This window comes from Orrella daihaiensis (genome assembly GCF_022811525.1).
GTDB lineage: Bacteria > Pseudomonadota > Gammaproteobacteria > Burkholderiales > Burkholderiaceae_B > Algicoccus > Algicoccus daihaiensis.
The window spans coordinates 1040412-1061870 of record NZ_CP063982.1; the positions used below are offsets into that span (position 1 = coordinate 1040412).

Here is a 21459-nt window from a genome sequence, read left to right on the forward strand (position 1 = left end):
ACGCCAAACCTGACATTTTAAGGGTATGCGCGTAACTGCGGCATGCTAGAATGTCAGGCTATCTCGAATTTCCCAAAGTCTTTGTTTTTATTGAGAATTACTGGAGCATTCATGTCTGTACAACGCACTTTGTCGATCATTAAGCCCGATGCCGTCGCCAAAAACGTCATTGGTCAAATTCTTGCCCGCTTTGAGCAAGCCGGCCTTAAAGTCATCGCTGCCCGCATGATGCAACTCTCGCGTGAAGACGCTGGCCGTTTTTATGCTGTGCACAAAGAACGTCCTTTCTTTAAGGACCTGGTTGATTTCATGGTGTCAGGGCCGGTCATGGTGCAGGTTCTCGAGGGCGAGAATGCCATCCAGAAAAATCGTGACCTGATGGGCGCGACCGATCCCAAGAAAGCTGACAAGGGCACGATCCGCGCAGACTTTGCCGAAAGCATTGATGCCAACGCAGTGCATGGATCTGACGCGCCCGAGACGGCCGCCACCGAGATTGCATTCTTTTTTCCGGAAATGAACATCCACAGTCGTTAATGACTTTGGAGGTAGACCGGTCAGATTGTCGATACGACAATCTGACCCAATCGAGCTTTTGAACCATACGCCCACACATGAACGCCGACGCACAGTCACCTACCAACCTGATCGGGATGGAACAGACTGCCCTAGTCGAGATGATCGGCTCTTGGGGTGATAAGCCGTTTCGAGCCAAGCAATTGATGCGTTGGATTCACCAGCGGGGTGAGTCTGATTTCAGCCACATGACCGATTTGGCGGGGGCTTTCAGGCAGCGGCTGGCCAGCCAGTGTTCAATCACCGCACCCGAGGTGCTCAAGCGCCACGTGTCCGCAGACCACACCCACAAGTGGCTGTTTGATGTTGGTAACGACAACGCCATCGAGACGGTCTTCATTCCCGAAGATGATCGCGGCACCCTCTGCATATCGAGCCAAGCCGGTTGCACCGTGGCATGTCCGTTTTGTTCGACCGGTCATCAAGGGTTCAGTCGTAACCTGTCAGTGGCTGAAATCATCGGTCAGTTATGGTGGGCGCGCCACGATTTGTTGGCAAGCGGTGCGGTGACCCGACTCGATGGCAATGAGCCGACCAATGATCGAATCATCAGCAACGTCGTATTCATGGGCATGGGCGAGCCTTTGCTTAACTATGACGCGGTACTCGGTGCGTTAAAGCTCATGCTCGATGATCACGCGTATGGTCTGTCACGTCGCCGTGTCACGGTATCAACCTCTGGCGTGGTGCCGATCATGGATCGCTTGGCCAATGACTGCCCGGTCGCCTTGGCGGTCTCGTTGCATGCACCCAATGACGCGCTTCGCGATCATTTGGTGCCGTTAAACAAGAAGTATCCGTTGCGTGAATTGCTCGCAGCGTGCGAGCGCTATTTGAAAGTCGCGCCGCGCGACTTCATCACCTTTGAGTACGTCATGTTGCAAGAGGTCAACGACAGCTTGCAACATGCCCGAGAGCTTGTGGACATTGCGGCTCAGGTGCCTTGCAAGATCAACCTCATTCCGTTTAACCCGTTTCCAGGTTCGGGTTTGCAGCGCTCGTCATCGAATCGCGTCCATGCGTTCGCGCGCGCGTTGCAGGAACAGGGTGTCGTCACCACCATTCGCAAGACCCGCGGTGATGATATTGATGCGGCCTGTGGGCAATTGGCCGGTGACATCAAGGACCGCACCAAGCTCACTGAACGCCGGGTGGCACAGGCAGCCGCGCATAAATTGAAAGACATTGCGGTCACGGAGGTCAGGTCATGAGTCTTGAAGACCCTAAGACTGTTCCGCTCAAATTTGAGTCACCGCCTGAGCCCTCCGAACCGGTCACAGCCATTGCAGCGCTACGCACCATACGGGTGGCGCGCGGTATGTCTTTAGACGATGTGTCTGCCCGGTTGAAGTTTCCCGCCCGTCTGATTGATGCGCTCGAGAACGAACGCTGGGACGCATTGCCCAAGGGGATTGCGTTAAAGACGCTGACTAAAAATTACACCCGTCTGCTCGGCGTGGATTTTGAGGCGCTCGAACCTGTTTTACGGCAGCACTTGTCAGCCACACAAAGTGGAATTGCCAACCACACCTCGACGCGCGCGATTGGCGAGTCGATGGAAGAAACCCGATCCTCGGGTTCAGCCGGTTGGGTTGTGCTAGTGGTCATGGTGATTGTCATCATCGTGACCGTGGCCATTTGGCAGGGCATGGTGCCTGATAGCCTGATGCCATCGTGGTTAAAGGGGCCATCCAATGTCGGCTAAGGCAACGGCCACGCAGGATGCGGGTGCACCGATGACCCAGTGCTTGCCAGCGGTCGGACCGGCTGCCAGACGCCCGACTCGGCAGGCCAAGGTCGTCTGGGGTGATACGGTTGTGCGCGTGGGTGGTGATGCGCCCGTGGTGGTGCAGTCAATGACCAACACCGACACGGCTGATGCGATTGCCACGGCGATCCAGGTCAAAGAGCTGGCGCTGGCAGGTTCAGAAATCGTTCGTATCACGGTGAACACGCCAGAGGCTGCCCAAGCCATTGTCGCGATTCGTGAACAACTCGATCGCATGGGCGTCTCGGTGCCACTTTGTGGTGATTTTCATTTCAATGGTCACAAGTTGTTGACCCAGTTTCCCGAGTGCGCGCAGGCATTGTCGAAGTACCGCATCAATCCGGGCAACATGGGCGGTGGCAAGCGTCGCGATGACAACTTTGCTCAAATGATCGAGGTGGCATGCCGACACAACAAGCCCGTGCGCATCGGTGTGAACTGGGGCAGTCTGGACCAAGAGTTGTTGGCTCGCATGATGGATGAGAACCAGCAGCGTGCGGTACCGCTCGATGCGCAAGCGGTGATGCGCGATGCTTTGGTGGTGTCCGCGATCAGCAACGCTGAACGAGCGCAGCAACTTGGTCTGCCAGGTGATGCGATTGTCTTGTCATGCAAAGTCAGTCATGTCCAGGATTTGATTGCGGTCTATCGCGATCTCTCGGCCCGGTGCGACTACCCCTTGCACCTCGGATTGACAGAAGCGGGCATGGGCACCAAAGGTGTGGTGGCCTCTACAGCTGCCTTGGCGGTGCTGTTGCAAGAGGGCATTGGCGACACCATTCGCATTTCCCTGACACCTGAGCCAGGCGGTGACCGTTGTCGTGAGGTCGTGGTGGCGCAAGAAATCTTGCAGACCATGGGTTTGCGTGCCTTTACACCCATGGTGATTGCCTGCCCGGGTTGTGGACGCACGACCAGCACCGTGTTCCAGGAGCTCGCTGACGACATTCAACGTTATTTGCGTGAACAGATGCCAGTGTGGCGCACCCAGTACCCGGGGGTTGAGTCCATGAACGTGGCCGTCATGGGCTGTGTGGTGAATGGGCCAGGTGAGAGCCGTCATGCCGATATCGGCATCAGTTTGCCCGGCACTGGCGAGGTACCGGCGGCACCCGTGTATGTGGATGGTGTTCGCACGGTCACGCTAAAAGGGGACCGAATCGCCGAGGAGTTTCAGGTGATCGTCCAAAACTATATTGAAAAACGCTATGGCCGCCAGTCAGGCCAATAAGCCTGTCACTGACACCGCTTAAGCAGATTAAAGATGACAACTGAATTTAAAAAAGTGGCTGCCATTCGTGGCATGAATGATGTTTTGCCGGATGCTTCCCATGCCTGGGAGGCCATTGAAGAGATCCTGCGCCAATGGCTTAAGCAGTATGGCTATCTGAACATGCGATCGCCCGTGCTCGAACACACGCGGCTCTTTACCCGCGGTATCGGTGAAGTCACCGATATCGTAGAAAAAGAGATGTATACCTTTGTGGATAGCTTGAATGGTGAGTCGTTAACCCTGCGTCCGGAGTTCACCGCAGGCTTGGTGCGCGCAACGATCGAGCACAACTTGTTGTATGACCGCCCGCGTCGCATCTACAGCATGGGGCCGGTGTTTCGTCATGAGCGTCCGCAACGTGGTCGCTACCGCCAGTTTCACCAGCTTGACGTGGAAGCTCTGGGGTTTGCCGGCCCGGATGTGGACGCCGAACTGATTCTGATGACCGCCCGTTTATGGGCACTGCTTGGCATTGACGGTATAGAGCTTGAGCTCAATTCTCTGGGTCAGTTGGCCGAGCGTCAGGCGCATCGTGAAGCATTGATCAAACATCTTGAAGCCCATCGTGACGTGCTCGATGAGGATGGTCAGCGACGTCTTTACACCAATCCTTTGCGGGTGCTGGACACCAAGAATCCGGCCATGCAGGAGATGGCCAATTCGGCGCCCAAATTATTTGATTTTCTGGGTGATGAATCCAGAGCACACTTTGATGGTGTTTGCCAGCGGCTTGACGATGCAGGTATCCGTTATCGCTTGAATCCGCGCATGGTACGCGGCCTCGATTATTACAATCTGACGGTGTTTGAGTGGGTCACAGACAAGCTCGGTGCGCAAGCGACGGTGTGCGGCGGCGGGCGCTATGATGACTTGATCGCATTGCTAGGTGGCAAACCTGCGCCCGCAGTCGGATTTGCCATCGGCATGGAGCGCTTGCTCGATCTGTGGAACCAGTGTCAGCCGGCGCAAGCACCATCGGAGTGCGAGGTCTATCTGATCCACCAGGGCGAGGCTGCGCAACGACAGGCGGCCAGACTGGCCGAAAAACTTCGTGATGCGGGCCTATCGGTCATTGTGCATGCCAGCGTGACTGGTTCAGCAAACTTTAAAGCCCAGTTCAAACGGGCGGATGCCAGTGGTGCACAGATTGCGGTTATCCTAGGCGAAGATGAGCTTGCCAGCGAGCAAGCATCGATTAAATGGTTGCGGGCTGAACCCAGTCAGGCTCAGCAACAGCGGGTGGCATTTGCCGAATTGGCGCAGTACCTGCAAGGACAACTCGACAAGGTTTCTGGCAAAAAGGTTTAAAGAGATGGCGTACGATTTAGAAGAACAGGAACAGTTAGCACAGCTAAAAGCGTGGTGGGACAAGTACGGCACCATTGCGCTGGGATTATTGTCCTTGGCGCTCGTGGTGGTGCTTGGCTGGCAGGGTTGGAACTGGTATGAGGGTAGCCAGGCACAACAGGCGCGTGGCTATTACGATGCACTTGAGCGCGCGGCGGCACAAGACAGCAGCGACAGCGTGCCGCGTATCGAGGCAGCCATGCAGGCGCTGCAGACGGATTTTGGTAAGACAGACTATGCGGCACGGGCTGCGTTGGTGGCTGCGCAGGCGCTCGCTAGCCGCAATGAACTTGCTGCTGCAACGCAACCGCTTAAATGGCTGGCCACGAGCAACCATGTTGCACTGGCGCCAGTGGCCAAACTTCGCTTGGCAGGTCTTTATCTCGATCAAGGCAACTACGATCAGGCGTTGGCTGAGCTGAACATGCCACCAGACTCATTCAAGGCGTTATACGCTGATCGTCGTGGCGACATTCTGGCTGCCCAAGGCAAGCGTCAAGAAGCCGTCGCAGCCTGGCAAGAGGCGATTGACTTGCTTGGGCCCACCGATGCGCTGACCAATGTTGTGCAACTAAAGATTGATACCATGGGCTCGTGATAGGAACAGGTTGATATGTTGCGAACACAGGATTTCAAACCAATGCCAGCTCGCTGGCTGATGTGGGTGGCGATTGCCACCAGTCTGGTGCTAGCCGGGTGTGCGAGTTCAGACACACGCAACGATCCTGCGCCATTGACCCAGTACACCCCCCAAGTCAGCCCGGCCATCGGTTGGCGTGCGCCAGTCGGTAGCGGCAGCTCGTATGGTTTTGCGCCAGCTATCGTCGGTAACGCTGTCTTTGCAGCCTCGCGCGATGGCAAAGTCGCGCGCATAGATGCGGCTCAAGGCACGACGGTCTGGAATAGCCAAGTGGCTAAAGAACTCTCGGCCGGTGTGGGCTCAGACGGGCAGACCGTCGCTGTTGTGACGCCAGCAGGCGAGGTAATTGCGCTAGACGCCAACGGTGAGGTGAAGTGGCGAGCCCGTGCGGCTAGCGAGGTCAGTGTGGTGCCTTGGGTAGGCGATGGCGTGGTGGTGGTGCGCTCGGGTGACTATCGGGTACAGGCCTTTAACGCAGCCAACGGTGAACGGATCTGGAGTGTCCAGCGACCTGGACCTGCGCTGGCGCTCAGAGCACCGGCCCGCATGAATCAGATACAAGGCTTGATACTGTCAGGCATGCCCGGTGGACGGTTACTCGCCATCGAGCCAGGCAGCGGTGCGGTGGTCTGGGAGGGTATTGTGGCCGTGCCGCGTGGCGCCAGTGATCTGGAGCGCGTCAATGACGTGGTCGGCATTCCGGTTGTCCGTGGCGACGTGTTTTGTGCGGCGGCTTATCAGGGACGTGTGATTTGCTTTAACGCCAAAGAGGGTGGGCGCACCGTGTGGGCCAATAATCTATCGAGTATTGTGGGCATGACCGCTGACAATGTGCGGGCCTATGTGCCGGATAACCGCGATCGAATGCACGCCTACGAGCTTGAGGATGGAGACGCCGTCTGGGTGCAGGACGCTTTGCGTAACCGTCGTGTGACCGAGCCGGGTGTTGTTGGCAGCTGGGTTTTAGTGGGTGACCTCGATGGCTATGTGCATGCCTTGTCTGCCCAGACCGGTGAGTTGGGCGGTCGCATCAGCGTTGGCGGGGGCGCTATCTTTGCACCCGTACAAACCATGACCGGCGGTGCCTTGGTGCAAGCCGGGGATAGCTCTGTTGTTTTAATTCAGTTGAACTAATTGTGGCCTTTAAACCTGTTGTCACCCTAGTCGGGCGTCCCAATGTGGGCAAATCGACCCTTTTTAACCGCCTGACCCGCTCGCGCGCGGCCTTGGTGGCTGACTTCGCCGGCTTGACGCGTGACCGGCATTACGGTGAGGGGCGCGTGGGAGACATCCCTTTTATTGTGGTGGACACCGGCGGCTTTGAACCAGTAGCCAAAACAGGTATCTTGCATCACATGGCGCGTCAGACCGAGCAAGCCATTGCCGAATCCGACGTGGTGATCTTTTTGGTTGATGCCAGAGCCGGCTTGAATGCGCATGACCAGGATATTGCCAGCTTGCTACGCAAGTCAGGGCAGAAGGTGCTGTTGTGCGTGAACAAAGCCGAAGGCATGAGCCACACCGCGGCAGTCGCTGAGTTTCACGAGCTCGGTCTTGGTGAGCCGCATGCAATCTCAGCCTCGCATGGCGACGGGGTGATGTCGCTAATCGAAGAGGCGTTATCCTCATTTGCGCCGCAAGGCTCTTCAGGCCAAGCGCTCGACGATCAAGACACACCCGAGCTCATTGACGGCGACAAGCATCGAATCAAGTTGGCCATTGTCGGGCGGCCTAACGTGGGCAAGTCCACGTTGATCAACACGCTAGTCGGTGAGAACCGGGTCATTGCGTTTGATCTGCCTGGCACCACCCGGGATGCGATTGAAGTCGAGTTTGAGCGTGATGGCCGTCAGTACACCTTGATTGATACAGCGGGCTTGCGTCGGCGTGGCAAAGTGTTCGAAGCGGTTGAAAAATTCTCGGTCATCAAGACCCTGCAGGCGATCGAAGCCTGTAATGTGGTGCTCTTGATGCTAGATGCCCAGCAAGAGATTTCTGATCAGGATGCTCACATCGCGGGCTTTGTGGTGGAGTCGGGCCGGGCATTGGTGGTGGCCATTAACAAATGGGACAACGCCGATAGCGAGCGACGCGAGCGCATCAAACGGGAGTTTGATCGCAAGCTCAAGTTTTTAAGTTTCGCCAAGGTGCATACGATCTCGGCCTTGCGCGGGCAAGGCGTTAATGTGGTCATGAAGTCGGTCGTGGCTGCCCATTCGGCTGCGTTTGCGAAACTCTCCACGCCCAAGCTGACCCGCGTATTGCAAGATGCGGTTATACAACAACCGCCTCCGCGCAAAGGGATATTTCGCCCCAAAATGCGCTATGCCCACCAGGGTGGCCAGAATCCGCCGCGCATCATCGTGCACGGCAATGCACTCGATGCGATTGCCAATCCGTACAGACGCTATCTTGAGTCCAAGTTCCGGGACGCGTTTGAGCTTGCAGGCACGCCATTGCGCATCGAATTCAAGTCTTCTCACAACCCTTACGTTGACGGCTAATTCACCATGAGCCAATTCTGGAGTCCTTCGGTTCGCAACCTAAGCCCCTATGTGCCAGGCGAGCAGCCGCAGATCGACAATCTCATCAAACTCAATACCAACGAACATCCGATGGGGCCCTCGCCCCGTGTGCTCGAGGCGATCAGGGCAGCCACCACGGATCGCTTGCGCCTGTACCCGGATCCCGAAGCAACCCAACTAAAAAATGCCATTGCCAAACGCTATGGTTTGACGCCAGAGCAGGTGTTCGTGGGCAACGGTTCGGATGATGTGTTGAATCTGGCATTTTTTACGTTCTTTCGGCAAGCGCGGCCATTGCTGTTGTCAGATCTGACCTATGGGTTCTATCCGGTCTATGCCGAATTGCATGGCATCCGTACTCACGTTGTACCGGTTGATGATGAGTTCCGGATTCAGCCCGACGATTACCTCGGGCAGGCTCACCCCAAAGCCGGGGGCATCATCATTGCCAATCCGAATGCTCCCACCGGGATCGCACTTGATCTAAGCGAAATAGAACGTATTGTGGCGGGCAATCCTGACGTGGTGGTGTTGGTCGATGAGGCGTATGTGGATTTCGGTGGGCAAAGCGCTGTGGCGCTACTGGATCGCTATCCCAATCTTTTGGTGTCACATACGTTGTCAAAGTCCAGATCACTGGCCGGCTTGCGCGTGGGCTATGCGCTGGGCTCAGCTGAGCTGATTCAGGGCCTGGAAATCGTAAAAAACAGTACCAATTCCTACCCACTCGATCAATTGGCGCAAGTGGGCGCGACTGCCGCCATAGAAGATGACGCCTATTTCGAGGCAGCCTGCCAAGCGGTGATTCAAACCCGTGAGTGGCTCACCGATCAATTGCAAGCTTTGGGCTTTGAAGTGTTGCCATCATCGGCTAATTTTGTGTTTGCACGCCACCCCGAGCATGATGGTGCAGCGTTGGCGGGCTGGTTGCGCGAACGCGCCATCTTGGTGCGACATTTCAAGCGTGACCGTATTGATCAGTTCCTGAGGATCACGGTGGGAACTTCAGCCCAATGTCAGAGTCTGATTAATGCATTGAAAGCTTGTGTTCGCCCCTAGGGCTTAACTGGCAAATCAGTTAAAAAGTCTGTAGAGTGTCGGCATTCGAATTTCAGTGTTTTGATTTGGCTGGTGGTAGTCCATTGATGGCCGCCCAACTAAGAACGATTACAAATTTTGGAGTTAATCAATGAGCAACAAGGGGCAGACCCTACAAGACCCGTTTCTGAACGTGTTGAGAAAGGAGCACATTCCGGTCTCGATCTATCTGGTCAATGGCATCAAGTTGCAAGGGCATGTTGAATCGTTTGATCAGTACGTGGTCTTGCTCAGAAACACGGTTACCCAGATGGTCTATAAGCACGCCATTTCTACCGTGGTGCCGGCAAAGCCCGTGTCCTTGCCAGCTGAGGGCAGCGCTGAGTAACTTTATCTGCTTGAACCTGCCCGGGCTCGCGCCATGAAGGCGATTGTGATCGGCGTTGATGCCGGCTCACCCGATTATGCGCTGAACCGGCAGGAATTTGATATGCTCGCCCGCGGTGCTGGTGCCCAGATCGTCGGTCAGATCACGGCCAAGCGTGATCGTCCTGATGCGGCTACCTACATCGGTTCGGGCAAGGTCGAAGAAGCCAGCGCATTGGTGGAGGCTTCGGACGCCGACGTTGTCTTGTTTGATCAGCCGCTCTCGCCAGCCCAGCAGCGTAATCTGGAGCGCAAGCTCAATCGACGCGTGGTTGATCGGGTAGCCTTGATTCTCGATATTTTTGCGTTACGCGCTAAGAGTCATGAGGGTAAGCTGCAGGTAGAACTGGCCCAGCTTCAACATCTGGCTACGCGCCTGACCCGTCTTTGGACCCACTTGGAGCGCCAGCGCGGCGGTATCGGAATGCGAGGCCCCGGTGAATCCCAGCTAGAGATGGATCGGCGCATGATTGGCGCTAAAGTCAGGGTGCTGCGCGAGCGGCTCGACAAGGTCCAGCGCCAGCGGGTCACGCAGCGTCGGGCGCGCGCACGCGGCGCGGCCATGTCGGTGTCTCTAGTGGGTTATACCAACGCTGGTAAATCGACCTTGTTTAATGCGCTAACCCGCGCTGATGCGTACGCTGCGGATCAGTTGTTTGCCACGCTAGACACCACGACCCGGCGCATCTGGATCGAAAATGCAGGCTCAATCACGCTGTCTGATACGGTCGGATTCATTCGCGACTTGCCTCACACGCTGATCGCGGCATTTCGGGCTACTTTGGAAGAAGCCATCCATGCCGATCTGTTGCTTCACGTGGTCGATGCCTCTAGCGAGCAACGCGATGACCAAATCCGACAAGTACAAGAGGTTTTAACGGAAATCGGCGCGAGTTCAATTCCCCAGATTCTGATCTACAACAAGATAGATAACCTTGAAATGCCTGCGAGAATTGAGCGTGATAGCCATGGTACCATTCACAAAGTTTTTATCAGTGCACAACGCCGCGAGGGCTTGAACTTAGTACGTCAAGCGATTGCCGAATTTGCCAATGGCGCAGGAACCGATGCGACGAATGACCAGACTCTTCAATTTAAATGACCCCGGTTGGGGCCGCGGCGACTCGGGTGACCAGAATCGTCAGGATCCCAAGCAGGAGCCACCCCGTCGACCCAATGGCCAGGACGGCCCGCCCGATCTCGACCAGGTATGGCGTGATTTCAATCGCAAGCTCGGTGGCTTGTTTGGCAAGCGCGGTGGACCGCGTCGCCCCTGGCCACCCCAGCCGCCGGAATCTGGCGGTCCCAATGGTCCATCCGGTCCGTCCGGGCCCACCCCGAAACAGACCCGGATTGGATTCGGAGTCATCGGTGCAGTGGTTGTGTTGTTGTGGCTTGGCAGTGGCTTTTTTATCGTTCAGGAAGGTCAGGTAGGTGTGATCACCCAGTTCGGTGCTTATAAGAGCACGGCTGCGCCTGGTTTCCAGTGGCGCATGCCATATCCGATCCAGCAGACCGAGATTGTGGATGTCTCGCAGCTGCGCACCTACGAGGTCGGCTTTAGAGGCAATGCGCGCAACAAAGTGCCGCCAGAGGCGCTGATGCTGACCTCTGACGAGAACATCGTGGATGTTCAGTTCGTGGTGCAGTACCGGGTACAGCCTGATGGTGCGCCCGATTACCTCTTTAAGACCCGCGACCCAGATGAGTCCGTGCACCAGGTGGCGCAAAGCTCGATGCGTGAAGTGGTTGGTCGCAGCCTCATGGACTTTGTGCTCTACGAGGGTCGTACCCAAGTGGCAGCCGAAGTGCAGCGCATCATGCAAGAAGTCCTTGATCGTTACCAGACCGGGATACTGGTCAGCGCCGTGGCGATCCAGAACGTGCAGCCGCCCGAGCAGGTTCAGGCAGCGTTTGACGATGCCGTCAAGGCCGGCCAGGACCGCGAGCGGCAGATCAACGAAGGTGAGGCCTATCGTAACCAGGTCGTGCCACTGGCTCGAGGCCAGGCATCCAGGATGCTTGAGCAGGCAGAAGGTTATCGCGCCAAGGTCATCGGTGATGCCCAAGGTAACACCTCTCGTTTCTTGAGCATCCTGACCCAATATCAGCGTGCCCCAGGCGTTCAGCGCGAGCGCATGTATCTAGAAACCATGCAGGACATGTTTGCCCGTTCAAGCAAAGTATTTATCGACACAGAGGCGAGCAACAGCATGTTGTATCTGCCGCTTGACAGGATCATGCAACAAACCGCGCGCGAGCCCTCGACTTTTATGGGAACCACTGGCGTGAACTCACCGGCTCCGACTGGAAGTTCACCGACCACGTCACCGACGTCGAGCAACACCAACCAACGTCCAACTCTACGCGAAACGTTCTCAAGTGCGTTGTCGCGAGACCGTGACGCATCGCGCTAGGGGGTAAATCATGAGTAACAAAGTGACCGCGCTACTCGTTGCCCTGGCTGTTGTGGTCGGGATTCTGTCAACGTCTGTGTTTATTGTGCGTGAGCGAGACTACGCGCTAGTCTTTGCACTCGGTGAGGTTCGTCGGGTGATCACCGAGCCGGGGTTGTACTTCAAACTGCCGCCGCCGTTTCAAAACATCGTGATGCTCGACAAACGTCTTTTGACGATTGAGAGCCAGGATGCCGAACGCATTCAGACATCAGAGAAGAAAAACCTGTTGATCGACTCGTTCGTGAAGTGGCGCATCACCGATCCGCGTTTGTACTACGTGACCTTTGCAGGCAATGAGCGCGCTGCTCAGTTGCGCTTGCAAGCGCAGATTCGTGATGCCTTGAACGCCTCGGTCAACATCCGCACGGTGCGTGATGTGGTGGCGCTTGAGCGCGATGTGATCATGGAAGAGGTGCGTGACAATGTGCGCAAGCGCGCAGCCCCGCTAGGAGTGGATATTGTTGACGTGCGTCTAAAGCGTATCGAGTTTGCGCCCGAGATTGCCGAGTCGGTGTACCGACGCATGGAGTCAGAGCGTTTACGAGTGGCCAACGAGTTGCGCTCTATCGGTGCGGCCGAAGGTGAGAAGATTCGTGCCGGTGCTGATCGTGAACGCGAGCAGATTCTGGCCGAAGCCTACGCGAAAGCCCAAGCAGTCATGGGTGAGGGCGATGCCAGTGCGGCAGCCTTATACGGTGACGCTTACGGCAAGGATGCTGATTTCTATAGCTTCTACAAGAGCCTAGAAGCCTACCGTGCGGCATTTGGTAAATCCAGTGATGTGCTCGTTGTGGATCCCACATCGGATTTCTTTAGGTTCATGAAGTCTCCGACCGGTAACTAATACGAGTGGACTTGCACGGTATAATGCCGTGCAAGCCTAGCGATAGGACAATAGAATCGTTAAATGGCGGCTTGTTGGGTTCGCGCCCCAGGCCGCTTTTCTTTTGGGTAAAACAGATAAACACCATGAACGGCAACTGGCTACTGCCTGACTACCTGGCTGATATTTTGCCGGCACAGGCACGACAGATTGAGGACTTGCGTCGCAAGTTGCTGGATTTGTTTCGTACCTTCGGGTTTGAGACGGTCTCGCCGCCCATGCTCGAATACATCGAGTCGCTTCTGACGGGCGCAGGCAAGGACTTGAGTCTTAAAACCTTCAAGCTGGTGGACCAACTATCGGGTCGCACCCTGGGCCTGCGCGCTGACATGACGCCGCAGATCACCCGCATCGATGCGCACCTCTTGAACCGACCGGGCGTGACCCGTCTTTGCTATTGCGGCCCCGTGTTGCATGCGCGACCTGCTGGTCTGGTCGCAAGCCGTGAGCAACTGCAAATTGGCGCTGAAGTCTATGGCCACGCAGGCATTGAAGCCGACCTTGAAATCATTCGGCTAGCCATTGAAAGTCTGAAGCTCGCTGGTGTCAGTAACGGCCAGCTGGTGCTTTGTCATGATGGTCTGGTGCAGGCCATCATTAACAGTGACCCGGCAGCCCAGGCTCGCGCCGATGAGATTGTGGCGCTGTTGCGCGACAAGGATCTGCCAGGCATCGCCAGCTTGCGTGATGATGGCATGGGTGGGCCAAGTGTTAGCGAGCCGGTCGTGGCCGCGCTGGAACTGTTGCCAAGACTGTATGGTGGCGCTGAGGTCTTGGAGCGCGCTGCCAGCCTATCGGTATTTAAGGGCGTGAGTGCAGCGCTGGAATCATTAAAGACGCTGGTTACCAAGCTCGCTGGCGAGAAAATCAGTCTGGATCTGGCCGATGTGGGTGCATACGGTTATCACTCCGGTGTGACGTTCTCGATTTATGCATCGGATTGGCATGATGCACTGGTGCGCGGTGGGCGTTACGACAACGTCGGTGCGGCGTTTGGTCGTGCGCGCGCTGCGACTGGCTTTAGTATGGATCTGATTCGACTGGCACGATCGTTCGGTCAGGCTGAGCCAGCGGCAGCCATTCTGGCGCCATCTAGCGGCGCTGACGACCAGGCGCTCACACAACTGGTAGCCCAGTTGCGTGCCGATGGAGAAATCGTGGTGCAGTTATTGCCCGGTGAGTCTGTGGCACACGACGAGTTTATTTTTGATCGGGAGCTGGCGCGTGATGGCCAGCAATGGGTGGTTCGGCCGGTTAACACAACGGCTAAACCCAACTCCAATTCCAATTCGTAAGTCAATATCATGAGCAAAAACGTTGTAGTGATTGGCACCCAGTGGGGTGATGAGGGCAAGGGCAAGATCGTCGATTGGCTCGCTGAGTCTGCCCAAGGCGTGGTGCGGTTTCAAGGTGGTCACAACGCTGGCCACACGCTTTGGATCAAAGGACAAAAGACGATTTTGCGGTTGATCCCCTCGGGCATTATGCATCCCAACACCATGTGCTACATCGGTAACGGTGTGGTGCTGTCCCCGCAAGCGCTATTGACTGAAATCGGTGAGCTTGAGCAAGCGGGTTTGAATGTGCGCGAACGGTTGCGTATCGCGCCAGCGTGCCCATTGATCCTGCCTTATCACATTGCTCTGGATCAGGCCCGTGAGGCCAAGCGCGGTGATGCCAAGATCGGCACCACCGGTCGTGGCATTGGCCCTGCCTATGAAGACAAGGTCGCGCGTCGGGCGTTACGAGTGCAGGACCTTTACGATCCGGCGGCGTTTCGAGCCAAGCTCGAAGAAGTGCTTGATTTGCATAACTTCACCTTGACTCAGTATCTTGGTGCACCCGCAGTATCAGTCGATGAGGTCTATGAGCAGGCCATGGGCTTTGCGCCAGCGCTTGAACCCATGGTGGCTGACGTCAGTCGGTTATTGAATCAGGCACAAAAAGATGGACAAAACCTGTTGTTCGAAGGTGCCCAAGGTGCATTGCTTGACATCGACCACGGCACATACCCGTTTGTGACCAGCAGCAATTGCCTCTCGGGCGCGGCAGCAACCGGTGCTGGCGTTGGACCGCAAAGTTTGCATCATGTCTTGGGTATCACCAAGGCCTACACCACGCGAGTGGGTTCTGGGCCGTTTCCGACCGAGCTAGAGGATGAAACGGGTGCGCATTTGGCTTCAGTGGGCAAAGAGTTTGGCTCGGTCACCGGCCGTGCCCGGCGTTGCGGTTGGTTTGATGGGGCGGCATTGAAGCGGTCGGTGCAAATCAATGGCATTTCCGGGTTGTGCATTACCAAGCTGGATGTGCTTGATGGTTTGCCCACCATACAGTTAGGGGTGGGTTATCGCATTAACGGCGAATTCACGGAGCTGCTGCCGTTTGGCGCAGCTGAAGTCGCGCGTGCTGAGCCTGTGTTTGAGGAGCTGCCCGGCTGGTCCGAATCTACCGTGGGCATTACCGAGTTTGATAAACTGCCAGCAAATGCTCGTCAATACTTGATGCGAATCTCCGAGGTCTGTGAAGTCCCGATTGACATGGTGTCTACTGGACCAGACCGCGAAGAAACCATTCTTTTACGTCATCCCTTCAAGTCTTGATCAGGCACTGGCGAAAATCATCGGTTAGAGTCATTGAACAAGCTTGCAAATTAAGACACACCCATGGCCAATCCACCCAATACCGCTCGCGATGTCTGGTACAGCTGGGACGAATACAACCGGTTGATCGAAGACTTGGCGGTCAAGATTCACGATTCGGGCTGGGTCTTTGACCAGATTATTTGTTTGGCGCGCGGCGGTATGCGGGTCGGTGATGTGCTCTCGCGCCTGAACCGCATCCCATTGGCAATCCTGTCAGCGAGCAGCTATCGAGAAAACGCCGGGCGTGAGCAGGGACAGCTCGATATCGCACCCTACATTTCAATGGCTTATGGATCGCCGTCGGGACGCGTGCTGTTGGTCGATGACATGGTCGACACCGGTCTGACATTTGGCAAGGTGCGCGGACATCTGCTGTCCTCATACCCAGCGATTAAAGAGTTACGTACGGCAGTGGTGTGGTGGAAGGCGCATTCGGTAGTCAGTCCGGACTATCACAGCGTGTATCTAGAGGATAATCCCTGGATTCACCAACCGTTTGAGGCATACGACACGCTCACGCTGGACGAGTTAAAGAAAACGCACCAAAATGGTGCTTAATATCAGTCCCAATTTGTCAGTGACTGCAGTTTGATTGCTGGCGTTTTTATGGTCCGCCTGTGCTATATTAACGGGCTTCGCGTAATCTCTTTGATACGAAATACACCTATGCCAATTGTTCGCCTGAAAGAAAATGAGCCGTTTGAAGTTGCGATGCGTCGCTTTAAGCGCACGATCGAAAAAACGGGTCTGTTGACCGAGTTGCGTGCTCGTGAGTTCTACGAAAAGCCAACCGCTGAGCGCAAGCGCAAGCATGCTGCTGCCATCAAGCGCCATTACAAGCGCATTCGTAGCCAGCAACTGCCGCCACGCCTCTATTAATCGCGGGCGCAAGCTGTCGCGTACCGCGCGCCTGCCTTGATCCCGGATTCCTTCATACAAGAGCTGCTCGCCCGCGTCGACGTTGTCGACGTGGTTGGCCGTTACGTGCAGCTTCGAAAGGGCGGTGCCAATTTGCTTGGCCTGTGCCCGTTCCATCAAGAAAAATCTCCATCGTTCACGGTCAGTCCGTCTAAGCAATTCTTCCATTGCTTCGGTTGCGGTGCCCACGGCAGTGCCATCGGGTTTCTGATGCAGCACAGTGGCGCAAGCTTCCAGGAGGCGGTACGAACCCTGGCCTCTACCGTCGGGATGCAGGTCCCGGAATCAAACACCAGTCCTGCCACCCGGGCTCGCGCGGCTCAACGACGTCAAGAGCAAAACGCCCATTCAGCAGTGCTGGATAAAGCACAGGACTTTTACAAGGCACAGTTAAAAGACCATCCCCCGGCAGTGCAATATCTGAAGTCCCGCGGTCTGACCGGCCAAATCGCCGCGCGATATGGCCTCGGTTGGGCGCCAGAGAGTCGCCAGGGATTAGCCACGGTATTTGGTCGCTACGAAGACCCGCTACTCGTTGAAGCCGGACTGGTAATCGAGTCAGACGATGGTCGCCGTTATGACCGGTTTCGTGGTCGGGTGATGTTCCCGATTCGCAACATGAAGGGTGAGTTGATTGGGTTTGGTGGCCGGATTATCGACAAGGGCGAACCCAAGTACCTGAATTCGCCAGAAACCCCGGTGTTTAGCAAAGGTCAGGAGCTCTATGGTGCTTGGGAAGGTCGACAAGCTATCCGGACTGAAGATCAGGTCATCGTGGTCGAAGGCTACATGGATGTGGTGGGCTTGGCACAGCTTGGCGTAGAAAACGCCGTGGCAACGCTGGGCACAGCGACCACGGCCGATCACTTGCGCAAGCTTATACGGCTGACCCATCGAATTGTGTTTAGTTTTGATGGGGACAGCGCCGGTCGCCGCGCCGCTTGGCGCGCACTGCAGACTGCGTTGCCCTTGTTACGTGATGACCTGTCGGTTCGGTTTTTGTTTTTGCCGGCAGGGCACGACCCTGACACCTACATTCGTGAGTTTGGGCAAGCCGCATTTAAGGCATGTATCAAAGATGCAGTGGCACTGTCATCGTTCTTGCTTGATGAGTTGTCAGAACGCCATCGACTAGACGAGCCCGAGGGGCGCTCAGCCTGTGTGCATGAGGCGGTACCGATCCTGGCACAGATTCCCGACGGCGCCTTAAAGCACCAGGTTCTGAACGAATTTGCGAGTCGTGTCAGGTTAACGCGGGAGGAATTAGACGGGTTGATGGCCTCGGACCTCAGGCTTGCTCAAAGACAGTCCAGCGCGGCCAGCGCGACACCGACGTGGTCAGCCGACCAGCCCACGGCGCGCTCGCTGCCCGCGTCCGAGCGCGCCAGCCCGCATCGCGGGCCAGACATCGAGTCGTCTGAGGCCAGAGCAGGGGAAGCGGCGGTGCCGCCGTGGGAGTTAAGATCGGCCTCCAGATCCGACAGGCGTCGGGCAGTGGCCCCGTTGGCCAAACGGTTGCTCTCGCTTTTATTGGCGCACCCGGAGCTGGCCGAACAACTCGGCGAGCAGCAGCTCGAAGTGTTAGAGGGCAATGACAATCTCATCCTGGTCAAAGAGTTTGTGCTGCTGGTGCAAGCCACTGGTGCACGTCATTTAGGGGCGTTACTTGAGGCGGCTGACCCTGACAGCGACCTGGCACAGGTACTGACTGGCTTGTCTGGCGAGCTCATGGCGCAGATGGATTTGCCGGCACCCGAGGCTGAATGGGAGGATGCGCTGGCGCGCATTGAGCTAGATAGCCTAAAGCGTGAGCAAGCCAGCCTCGTGACGCAAGGCCTGGGTGACCAGGCATCGATTGAGCGTTATCAGGAACTTGCCAAGCGAATACAGGGTCTAACGAGCGTGAGCAAAGGAAACTGATTCGGGAAACTAAGCGGGAAACCGCGGGTTACGGTGTGAAACGGCCTGAATTTATGCGAACTGACAGTTTCTTTACGTATAAACACTGAGTTACAGGTACAATTACAGGTTGCTTCACGCTTTCACAACAAACCACTTTGTCACCGACCGGCAAAATGCATCGGCATCGGAATACCGGCAAGGGGTGGATGGGCAAACAGCCTGTGAATCGTCTCAAGCAAGCATACTGGGCAATACCCGAAGTGTCGCGGTTACAGACGATCGCCTTGCGTTCATCGTCCGGCTAGCTGTCACTTCAAACCTGGGGTCAGGCTAATCCTGGTCCTGCGCCGCCGGCGGTATGGTGGCGAAATGATACGTATCACCTGAACCAACCACGGGACAATGATGACGACACGCCGCCAGACCAAAAAAACGACTGAGACCACAACCAAACACAAAACAGTGGCTGCCTCGGCTGCAAAGCCCAGCAAAACCACCGTCAAACCCGTTGCCAAGAAGGCAGCAGTTGTGAAGTCCAAGGCCGGTAAAACCGCGAGCACCAAAGCTGTGAAAGCACCAGCCAAAAAGGCGGTGTCCAAACCCAGCGCTAGTAAAACCACGACCAAACCCACTGCTAAAACCACCGCTAAAACGGCAACCAAGACAGTTGCGAACAAGCGGTCTGCATCACCCACGAAGGAAACCATGAAGTCGGTAGCAAAGGCGAAAGCCACAGAAACCAAAGCAGTCAGCAAAGCGGCCACCAAGGCTGTTGCCAAACCGGCGGCCAAAGCCACCAAAGCGGTTGCCAAGCCGGCAGCCAAGAAGGCAGTGGCCAAGCCCGTAGCCAAAGCTGCGGGCAAGCCAGTCACCAAAGCAGCCACCAAAGTCGCCACCAAGGCGGCTGCCACCAAAGCAGACAAATCAGCCAAAGCACAAAAAGACACTGCCGTTGCCCGCAAGGCTCGCGCCAAAGGCGCAGGCGCTGAGGACAGCAGCGATGATGATGACGAGGATGAGTTCGCACCACCCAAGGCCAAGAAAGGCAAGACGCCCACCGGTCGTCGTCCGGGTCGCCCATCCAAGAACGCCAATCAGGATGACGGTTTTGATGATGATGTGGACAGTGGCGAAGGCGAGGTGATCCCGGAGATCAAGCCAGTCAAGCGCGGCAAGCGTGGCAAGGGCGACGCCCGTGATCTGATCGCCAAAGGACCGATGACGCCAGAAGAGTATGAGGCTCGTCGTAACCGCCTAAAGCAATTGATCAAGCTTGGCAAAGACCGCGGCTACCTGACCTACGGTGAGATCAACGATCATCTGCCCGACGATCTGGTTGATGCCGAAGCCATTGACGGCATCATCAGCACGTTCAGTGACATGGGCATTGCGGTCTACGATCAGGCACCCGATGCCGAGACGCTGCTCATGAGCGAGAACGCGCCGGTTGCCGCCAGCGATGACGACGTTGAAGACGAGGCTGATGCAGCCTTGACCACGGTGGACTCAGATTTTGGGCGTACCACCGATCCAGTCCGTATGTACATGCGGGAGATGGGTACGGTTGAGTTGCTGACGCGCGAAGGCGAGATTGAGATCGCCAAGCGAATCGAAGAAGGCCTAAAGCACATGGTCATGGCGATTTCGGCTTGTCCGACCACCATCAACGAGATTCTCGCCCATGTGCAACGTGTCAAGGAAGGCGCTGCCCAGATTGAGGAGATCGTCGACGGTTTGGTGACGGACGATGGTGAAGAGTATGCAGGTGCCGGTGTGTCGGATGAAGCCGACGAGGACGGTCCGGCTGGTGGCATGAGCAGCAAGCAGCTCGAAGACTTGCGGGTTCAGTCCATGGCCAAGTTCGAGATCGTCGAGCGCGAGTTCGAGAAGATGCGCATGGCCTATCAGAAGGAAGGCTATAAATCTGCCGGCTACATGAAGGCACAAGATGCCATTCAGAACGAGATGATGGGTATTCGCTTTACCGCCAAGATGGTGGAGCGTTTGGCCGACACCCTGCGTGGTCAGGTCGAAGAGGTGCGCGAGCTAGAGCGTGCTGTGCTCTATACCTGCGTGGATCGGGCCGGCATGCCGCGTCAGCATTTCATCAAAATCTTCCCCGGCAATGAGACCAATTTGCAATGGGTCTTGCAGGAAGTGGCAGCAGGCCACCCTTACTCGGTCATTCTTGAGCGCCACGTGCCTGCGGTGCAGGAACTGCAACAAAAAATGATCGACCTGCAAAACCGTGTGGTTCTGCCGTTGAAGGATCTCAAAGAGGTCAACAAGCGCATGGCCACCGGCGAAGCGAAAGCCCGTAAAGCCAAGCGCGAGATGACCGAGGCGAACTTGCGTCTGGTGATCTCGATTGCCAAGAAATATACCAACCGCGGTTTGCAGTTTCTCGACTTGATCCAGGAAGGCAACATCGGCTTGATGAAGGCGGTGGACAAATTTGAATACCGCCGTGGCTACAAGTTCTCGACCTACGCGACCTGGTGGATCCGTCAGGCCATCACGCGTTCAATCGCTGACCAGGCCCGTACCATCCGCATCCCGGTTCACATGATTGAGACCATCAACAAGATGAACCGTATCAGCCGTCAGATCTTGCAGGAAACCGGTGCAGAGCCTGATCCAGCGACCTTGGCTGCCAAGATGGACATGCCAGAGGACAAGATCCGCAAGATTCTGAAGATCGCCAAAGAGCCGATTTCGATGGAAACCCCGATTGGTGATGATGATGACTCCCATTTGGGTGACTTCATCGAAGACATCAACAACTTGTTGCCAGCCGAAGCTGCTTTGCATGGTTCGATGCGCGATGTGGTCAAAGAGGTGCTCGATTCGCTCACGCCTCGCGAGGCCAAGGTGTTGCGTATGCGATTTGGGGTTGAGATGAGTTCGGACCAAACCCTGGAAGAGGTCGGCAAGCAGTTTGACGTCACGCGTGAGCGCATTCGTCAAATAGAAGCCAAGGCATTACGTAAACTGCGTCACCCGAGCCGCGCCGATAAACTGCGCAGCTTCCTGGAAAACCAGTAAGCTTAGGGTCTCGAGTT

The 21459-nt window shown here is 56.2% G+C and carries 19 protein-coding genes; all 19 read left to right on the forward strand.

The features are described 5' to 3' along the window. Nucleotides 1-111 precede the first annotated feature (111 nt). The 19 genes from ndk to rpoD all read left to right on the forward strand — a co-directional run bounded on the left by ndk (nt 112) and on the right by rpoD (nt 21442). Complete coding sequence (gene ndk / locus DHf2319_RS05005; protein ID WP_243479719.1) at nt 112-537, forward strand: nucleoside-diphosphate kinase; 426 nt, start codon at nt 112-114, stop codon at nt 535-537. A gap of 77 nt (nt 538-614) precedes the next feature. Next, the gene (rlmN, locus tag DHf2319_RS05010) at nt 615-1787 is read left to right on the forward strand and encodes a dual-specificity RNA methyltransferase RlmN (RefSeq protein WP_243479720.1); all 1173 of its coding nucleotides are present in this window, start codon (nt 615-617) and stop codon (nt 1785-1787) included. Beyond that, nucleotides 1784-2281, forward strand: coding sequence for a helix-turn-helix domain-containing protein (locus DHf2319_RS05015; protein ID WP_243479721.1), 498 nt, complete (start codon nt 1784-1786; stop codon nt 2279-2281). Before rlmN ends, DHf2319_RS05015 begins: the two co-directional genes overlap by 4 nt. Further along, nucleotides 2271-3575 (forward strand): flavodoxin-dependent (E)-4-hydroxy-3-methylbut-2-enyl-diphosphate synthase, encoded by a 1305-nt coding sequence (gene ispG, locus DHf2319_RS05020; RefSeq protein WP_369810221.1) that lies wholly within the window; start codon nt 2271-2273, stop codon nt 3573-3575. The genes DHf2319_RS05015 and ispG overlap by 11 nt, the downstream gene beginning before the upstream one ends. Nucleotides 3576-3608: 33 nt before the next feature. Beyond that, nucleotides 3609-4925, forward strand: coding sequence for a histidine--tRNA ligase (gene hisS, locus DHf2319_RS05025; protein ID WP_243479722.1), 1317 nt, complete (start codon nt 3609-3611; stop codon nt 4923-4925). A gap of 4 nt (nt 4926-4929) precedes the next feature. After that, the gene (locus DHf2319_RS05030) at nt 4930-5562 is read left to right on the forward strand and encodes a YfgM family protein (protein WP_243479723.1); all 633 of its coding nucleotides are present in this window, start codon (nt 4930-4932) and stop codon (nt 5560-5562) included. A 15-nt stretch (nt 5563-5577) separates the two neighbouring features. Further along, nucleotides 5578-6738 carry an outer membrane protein assembly factor BamB gene (bamB, locus tag DHf2319_RS05035; protein ID WP_369810222.1) on the forward strand — a complete coding sequence of 387 codons (1161 nt, stop codon included), beginning with the start codon at nt 5578-5580 and terminating at the stop codon, nt 6736-6738. A gap of 2 nt (nt 6739-6740) precedes the next feature. Continuing rightward, complete coding sequence (gene der, locus DHf2319_RS05040) at nt 6741-8108, forward strand: ribosome biogenesis GTPase Der (RefSeq protein WP_243479724.1); 1368 nt, start codon at nt 6741-6743, stop codon at nt 8106-8108. Between the two features lie 6 nt (nt 8109-8114). Then, nucleotides 8115-9188: a histidinol-phosphate transaminase gene (gene hisC, locus DHf2319_RS05045; protein WP_243479725.1), complete on the forward strand. Its 1074-nt coding sequence runs from the start codon at nt 8115-8117 to the stop codon at nt 9186-9188. A gap of 130 nt (nt 9189-9318) precedes the next feature. Next, nucleotides 9319-9555 carry an RNA chaperone Hfq gene (gene hfq, locus DHf2319_RS05050; RefSeq protein WP_243479726.1) on the forward strand — a complete coding sequence of 79 codons (237 nt, stop codon included), beginning with the start codon at nt 9319-9321 and terminating at the stop codon, nt 9553-9555. Nucleotides 9556-9588: 33 nt separating this feature from the next. Further along, entirely contained in the window at nt 9589-10695 is a 1107-nt protein-coding gene (gene hflX, locus DHf2319_RS05055; protein WP_243479727.1) for a GTPase HflX, read from the forward strand. Next, on the forward strand, nt 10661-12010 hold the full coding sequence (hflK, locus tag DHf2319_RS05060; RefSeq protein WP_243479728.1) for an FtsH protease activity modulator HflK: 1350 nt from the start codon (nt 10661-10663) through the stop codon (nt 12008-12010). The genes hflX and hflK overlap by 35 nt, the downstream gene beginning before the upstream one ends. Before the next feature lie 10 nt (nt 12011-12020). Beyond that, entirely contained in the window at nt 12021-12896 is an 876-nt protein-coding gene (gene hflC, locus DHf2319_RS05065) for a protease modulator HflC (protein WP_243479729.1), read from the forward strand. 125 nt (nt 12897-13021) lie between these two features. Next, complete coding sequence (locus tag DHf2319_RS05070) at nt 13022-14230, forward strand: ATP phosphoribosyltransferase regulatory subunit (protein ID WP_243479730.1); 1209 nt, start codon at nt 13022-13024, stop codon at nt 14228-14230. Nucleotides 14231-14239: 9 nt separating this feature from the next. Further along, entirely contained in the window at nt 14240-15535 is a 1296-nt protein-coding gene (locus tag DHf2319_RS05075) for an adenylosuccinate synthase (protein ID WP_243479731.1), read from the forward strand. 63 nt (nt 15536-15598) lie between these two features. After that, the gene (locus tag DHf2319_RS05080) at nt 15599-16135 is read left to right on the forward strand and encodes a phosphoribosyltransferase (RefSeq protein ID WP_243479732.1); all 537 of its coding nucleotides are present in this window, start codon (nt 15599-15601) and stop codon (nt 16133-16135) included. Nucleotides 16136-16243: 108 nt separating this feature from the next. Next, nucleotides 16244-16456 carry a 30S ribosomal protein S21 gene (rpsU, locus tag DHf2319_RS05085; RefSeq protein ID WP_243479733.1) on the forward strand — a complete coding sequence of 71 codons (213 nt, stop codon included), beginning with the start codon at nt 16244-16246 and terminating at the stop codon, nt 16454-16456. Nucleotides 16457-16492: 36 nt separating this feature from the next. Then, nucleotides 16493-18415: a DNA primase gene (gene dnaG, locus DHf2319_RS05090; protein ID WP_243479734.1), complete on the forward strand. Its 1923-nt coding sequence runs from the start codon at nt 16493-16495 to the stop codon at nt 18413-18415. A 687-nt stretch (nt 18416-19102) separates the two neighbouring features. Continuing rightward, nucleotides 19103-21442 carry an RNA polymerase sigma factor RpoD gene (gene rpoD, locus DHf2319_RS05095; protein WP_243480015.1) on the forward strand — a complete coding sequence of 780 codons (2340 nt, stop codon included), beginning with the start codon at nt 19103-19105 and terminating at the stop codon, nt 21440-21442. The last annotated feature ends 17 nt before the right edge of the window (nt 21443-21459 follow it).